We start from the raw sequence: 5473 nt of genomic DNA on the forward strand, positions 1-5473 counted from the left end.
GAGGTCGAGCCAGGTGTCGCCGTGGTGGCCGGACTCGTAGACGAAGTGGCCGGTCCGGACCAGCCCGGTGGTGATCGCCACTCAGGACCCGTAGTCCGGGATGCGCGCCTCGGCCCGCAGCTTCGCCGCGTAGACCGCCGCCTCGGTGCGCCGGTCGAAGCCCAGCTTGTGCAGCAGCGTGGACACGTAGTTCTTGACCGTCTTCTCGGCCAGGTAGAGCTGCGCGGCGATCTGCCGGTTGGTCAGGCCCAGCGCGATCAGGTCGAGGATCTTGCGTTCCTGCGGGGACAGCGTGCGGTAGCGCGGATCCTCGTTGCGGCCCTGCCGCAGCCGGTTGAGCACGGTGGCGGTCACCCCGGCGTCGAGCAGCGAGCCGCCGTTGCCGATGGTGCGCACCGCCGAGACGATGTCGTTGCCGGACACCTGCTTGATCATGTAGCCGGCGGCGCCGGCCATGATCGCGCCGAACAGCGCCTCGTCGTCCGAGTAGGAGGTGAGCATCAGGCAGGCCGGCGGCGGCAGGGTCGCCGAGCGGATGTCCCGGCAGACCGTGATGCCGTCGCCGTCGGGCAGCTTGACGTCCAGGATCGCCACCCGCGGCCGCGCCATGGGGATGGTCGCGATGGCCATCGCCGCACTGGACGCCTCACCGATCACCTCGATGTCGGGCTCGACATCGAGCAGTTGCTTGATACCCCGCCGAACAATTTCATGGTCATCAACTACGAACACGGAGATGCTCGTCGTCACGGAGTAGCCTCCAACGGCTCCGCCCCTGTTTCGACCATCACCGACGCCCGCTCGAGCGGAACCACCCACCAGACCCGGGTTCCGCCCTCCTGCGGTGAGTAGACGCGGCAATGCCCCCGAAGCCTAATCGCCCGCTGACCAATGTTCACCAGTCCGCTGCGTCGAAATGTGTTCGCGGGCAGCCCGCGACCGTCGTCCTCGACGAGCATCTCGAGCCGGCTGGCCGCCCGGTCCACCGCCACCGTCACGCTGACCTTGCTGGCCCGGGCGTGCCGGATCACGTTGGACAGGGTCTCCCGGAGCGTGGCGATGAGGTCGAGATGAACCTCGGGCGGAACCACCGAGTCCAGCGGCCCCTCCAGCCGCACCGTCGGTTCGTAGCCCAGTGACGCGGTGGCCTCGGAGATCGCCCGCAACACCTCGCCGCGCAGGCTGGGCGCGGAGTTGGGACGCTGTTGCAACAGGAAGATGCTGCGCCGGATGTCGCGGATGGTCTGGTCGATGTCGGCGACGAACCCGTGCAGTTGCTCCTCGGCCGCCGGTCCGGCCAGCTGCCGCCCCAGCGCCTTGATTCCGAGCCCGATCGCGAAGAGCCGTTGGATCACCAGGTCGTGCAGGTCCCGGGCGATCCGGTCGCGCTCCTCGAAGACCGCGCGATCGACCAACTCCTGAACCTGATCATCCTGGTTACTCACGATGCCGCCGCCTCCGCCTCGCCCCAAGCCCAGCCCAAGTTCGCTGGTGAGATCGCCGACCATACGCTGAGTGATACAGCTCGGCCAGGATATGGCGGAAGGTGATGCCCCGGCCCCGAATCGTAGGCAGAGCACGGATTTTGCCCGCTGTGGATCAGCGCGGGGGCAACGGCAGTGGCAGCGCGGGCAAACCGTCGATGCTGACCGGGTTGTACTCCTTCGACGCGCAGTACCGCGCGAACTCCTCGTCGGTCTTGCGGCCGAAGTACCGGGCGTGCGTGTCCCGCTCGCCGACGTAGTCCAGGAACGGCACGGCATAGCCGCAGGTGTCGGTGATGCGCTCGGCGGTGACCACGATGATGGCGCGCAGTCCCGGGCCGTCCGCGTCGCCGAAGCGCGGCAGCAGGCCGGCGAACCGGGGGTCGTCGCGGTAGACCGCCTCCCCGGCGCCGTGCACCCGGACGATGGTGGGCGGACCGGCGAAGGCGCACCACATCAGCGTGATCCGGCCGTTCTCCCGCAGGTGCGCGATGGTTTCCGCGTGGCTGCCGCCGAAATCCAGGTAGGCCAAGGTTTTCTCGTCCAGCACGGCGAGGGTGCCGGCTCGGCCCTTGGGGGAGAGGTTGATGTGGCCGTCGCCGGACAGCGGCGCGGTGGCCACGAAGAAGACCGGCTGTTCCTCGATGAACGCGCGCAGCCGGCCGTCGATCCGGTCGTAGATCTTGCCCATGACCCCATTATCGGCCAGCGATCCCGGTTGACCTCGGTGAATTTGGGTACGTCGAGGGGCAGGAACCGACACAGGAGGCAAGAGATGATCCTTCGTCGAGTGGCCCGCCCGCTGCTCGCCACGGTCTTCGTATGGGGCGGTGTCAACGCGCTGCGCCACCTGGAAGGCCACGTCGAGGCGGCGAAGCCGTTCCTGGACAAAACGATCGGCGAGAACAGCGAGAAGTTGCCGGACGCCGTGCCGACCGAGCCGCGCACGCTGGTGCAGGCGGATGCGTGGATCAAGATCGGTGCCGGCCTGGCCCTCGCGCTCGGCAAGCTGCCCAGGCTCTCGGCGCTGTTGCTGGCCGGGAGCCTGGTGCCCACCACGCTGGCCGCGCACCAGTTCTGGACGATCGAGGACGAGGGGGAGCGCGCGCGGCAGGAGACCCAGTTCCTGAAGAACCTGGGTCTGCTGGGCGGGCTGATGATCGCGTCCGCGGACACCGAGGGCCGGCCGTCGCTGGGCTGGTGGGCCCGGCGGACCGCCCGGCAGGCCGGGATGAAGGCTCAGGACTTCACCGAGACCGTGGCCGACACGGTCAGTGAGGCCCCGCGCCGGGTCCGGGAGCTGCTGCCCGGCTGAGCGCAGGTGGAATGAACTGGGCGGATGCGGAGTTACGGGCGATAGGTTGATCCTGTTGACGGCCATGTGCAGGAGGTACACCTATCGTGACCGAGGGTTTCACGCCCACCGACGCGTCCATCCGGCGCGCGGTGCGCCGCGCGCGGGACGGGGTCACCCTCGACCCGGTCGAAGCCGAGGTGCTGCTGCACGCCCGGGGGGAGCACCTGGAGACGCTGTTCGAGGCCGCCGGGCGGGTCCGCGACGCGGGCCTCGCCGCGGCCGGCCGCCCCGGCGTGGTCACCTTCTCCCGCAGCGTGTTCATCCCGCTCACCAAGCTGTGCCGGGACCGCTGCCACTACTGCACGTTCGCCACCGTGCCGCACCGCCTGCCGGCGGCCTATCTCAGCCCGGACGAGGTGGTCGAGATCGCCGCCGCCGGTGCCGCGGCCGGCTGCACCGAGGCCCTGTTCACCCTCGGCGACCGGCCCGAGGAGCGCTGGCCGGCGGCGCGCACCTGGCTGGACGAGGCCGGCTACGCCGACACGCTGTCCTACGTCCGGGCCATGGCGATCACGGTGCTGGAACGGACCGGGCTGCTGCCGCACCTCAACCCCGGGGTCATGAGCTGGACCGAGCTGCAGCGGCTCAAGCCGGTCGCGGCGTCCATGGGCATGATGCTGGAGACCACCGCCGAGCGGCTCTGGTCGCAGCCCGGCGGCCCGCACTACGGCTCGCCGGACAAGGAGCCGGCGGTGCGGCTGCGGGTGCTGGAGGACGCCGGGCGCAGCGCCGTCCCGTTCACCACCGGCATCCTGGTCGGCATCGGTGAGACGCTGGCCGAGCGGGTGGACGCGCTGTTCGCGATCCGCCAGGTGGCCCGCCGCTACGGCGGGATCCAGGAAGTCATCGTGCAGAACTTCCGGGCCAAGCCGGACACCGCGATGCGCGGCACGCCCGACCTGGAGCCGGCCGAGCTGGCCGCGACCGTGGCCGTGGCCCGGCTGGTGCTCGGTCCGAAGATGCGCATCCAGGCGCCGCCCAACCTGATCGCCGGCGAGTTCGAGCTGCTGCTGCGGGCCGGGATCGACGACTGGGGCGGGGTGTCGCCGCTGACCCCGGACCACGTCAACCCGGAGCGGCCGTGGCCGCAGATCGAGGCGCTGGCCGAGCGGACCGTGGCCGCCGGGTTCACCCTGGCCGAGCGGCTGCCGGTCTACCCCGAGTACGTGCTGCGCGGCGAGCCGTGGCTGGACCCGCGCATCCGCGGGCACGTCGACGCGCTGGCCGATCCGGTCACCGGGCTCGCGTCCGGGCCGCCGCCGGCCGGCCGGCCGTGGCAGGAACCGGAGGTGGTGCTGGTCGCCTCCGGACGAACCGACCTGTACGCGGCGATCGACACCGACGGCCGGACCGGTGACCGGCGCGACGACTTCGACTCGGTCTACGGAGACTGGGCCGAGCTGCGGGACCGGGTCGCGGCGCCGACCACGGTGCCGCGCCCGACCCGGTCGGAGTTCCGGACCGCCCTGCGGCACGCCGAGGCCGACCCGGCCGGGCTCTCCGACGCCGACGCGCTGACCCTGCTGTCCGCCTCGGCCGGCGCCGAGATCGACGCGCTGGCCGCGCTGGCCGACGCGGTGCGCGCGGACACGGTCGGCGACACGGTGACCTACGTGGTCACCAGGAACATCAACTTCACCAACGTCTGCTACACCGGCTGCCGGTTCTGCGCGTTCGCCCAGCGACGCACCGACGCCGACGCCTACACGCTCTCGCTCGACCAGGTCGGCCAGCGCGCCGAGCAGGCCTGGAGCGTGGGCGCCACCGAGGTGTGCATGCAGGGCGGCATCCACCCGGACCTGCCCGGCACGGCGTACTTCGACATCGCCGCCGAGGTCAAGCGGCGGGCGCCCGGGCTGCACGTGCACGCGTTCTCGCCGATGGAGGTGGTCAACGGGGCCACCCGGGCGGATCTGTCCATCCGGGACTGGCTGGTCGAGGCGCGGGCCGCCGGGGTGGACTCGCTGCCCGGCACCGCGGCGGAGATCCTGGACGACGACGTGCGCTGGATCCTGACCAAGGGCAAGCTGCCCACCGCGTCCTGGATCGAGGTGGTGACCACCGCGCACGACCTGGGCATCCCGACCACCTCGACGATGATGTACGGGCATGTGGACAACCCGACCCACTGGGTGGCGCACCTCAAGCTGATCGCCGAGCTGCAGGCGCGCACCGGCGGGTTCACCGAGTTCGTGCTGCTGCCGTTCGTGCACACCAACGCGCCGCTCTACCTGGCCGGGATCGCCCGGCCCGGCCCCACCGCGCTGGAGAACCGGGCGGTGCACGCGCTGGCCCGGCTGCTGCTGCACGGGCGGATCGCCAACATCCAGACCAGCTGGGTCAAACTCGGCGACACCGGGGTGGTGGACGTGCTGCGCGGCGGGGTGAACGACCTGGGCGGCACCCTCATGGAGGAGACCATCAGCCGGATGGCCGGCTCCGAGAACGGCAGCTACAAGACCATCGCCGACCTGGAAGCCCTCGCCACCGCCGCCGGCCGCCCCGCCCGCGCCCGCACCACCACCTACGGCGAGGTCCCCGCCGAGCGCCTGGCCACCGCCCGCGCCCACGACGGCGTCTGGCGCCCGAACCTCCTGCCGGTGATCAACGGCTGAGTACCGCGCGCAGCGCG

General features: G+C 71.2%; 5 protein-coding genes. 2 read left to right on the plus strand and 3 right to left on the minus strand.

Translation table 11 applies throughout. The features are described 5' to 3' along the window. Positions 1 to 81: 81 nt before the first annotated feature. The 3 genes from VFO68_RS09635 to VFO68_RS09645 form a co-directional block, all read right to left on the minus strand. The gene (locus tag VFO68_RS09635) at positions 82 to 750 is read right to left on the minus strand and encodes a response regulator transcription factor (RefSeq protein WP_325157853.1); all 669 of its coding nucleotides are present in this window, start codon (positions 748 to 750) and stop codon (positions 82 to 84) included. Then, positions 747 to 1445 (minus strand): sensor histidine kinase, encoded by a 699-nt coding sequence (locus tag VFO68_RS09640; RefSeq protein ID WP_325157854.1) that lies wholly within the window; start codon positions 1443 to 1445, stop codon positions 747 to 749. Before VFO68_RS09640 ends, VFO68_RS09635 begins: the two co-directional genes overlap by 4 nt. 154 nt (positions 1446 to 1599) lie before the next feature. Beyond that, on the minus strand, positions 1600 to 2175 hold the full coding sequence (locus VFO68_RS09645) for a pyridoxamine 5'-phosphate oxidase family protein (RefSeq protein ID WP_325157855.1): 576 nt from the start codon (positions 2173 to 2175) through the stop codon (positions 1600 to 1602). 84 nt (positions 2176 to 2259) lie between these two features. On the opposite strand from VFO68_RS09645, the gene VFO68_RS09650 reads away from it, so the two are divergent. Then, positions 2260 to 2799 (plus strand): DoxX family membrane protein, encoded by a 540-nt coding sequence (locus tag VFO68_RS09650; RefSeq protein ID WP_325157856.1) that lies wholly within the window; start codon positions 2260 to 2262, stop codon positions 2797 to 2799. Between the two features lie 86 nt (positions 2800 to 2885). Next, positions 2886 to 5456, plus strand: coding sequence for a bifunctional FO biosynthesis protein CofGH (locus VFO68_RS09655; RefSeq protein ID WP_325157857.1), 2571 nt, complete (start codon positions 2886 to 2888; stop codon positions 5454 to 5456). The last annotated feature ends 17 nt before the right edge of the window (positions 5457 to 5473 follow it).

The sequence above is a fragment of the Actinophytocola sp. genome, assembly GCF_035712165.1.
GTDB lineage: Bacteria > Actinomycetota > Actinomycetes > Mycobacteriales > Pseudonocardiaceae > DASYTH01.

What these genes read in the sequence shown, in the direction of transcription:
- VFO68_RS09645 (WP_325157855.1), bottom strand. Translation starts at nt 2,175, where the DNA reads ATGGGCAAGATCTACGACCGGATCGACGGCCGGCTGCGCGCGTTCATC.
- VFO68_RS09650 (WP_325157856.1), top strand. Translation starts at nt 2,260, where the DNA reads ATGATCCTTCGTCGAGTGGCCCGCCCGCTGCTCGCCACGGTCTTCGTA.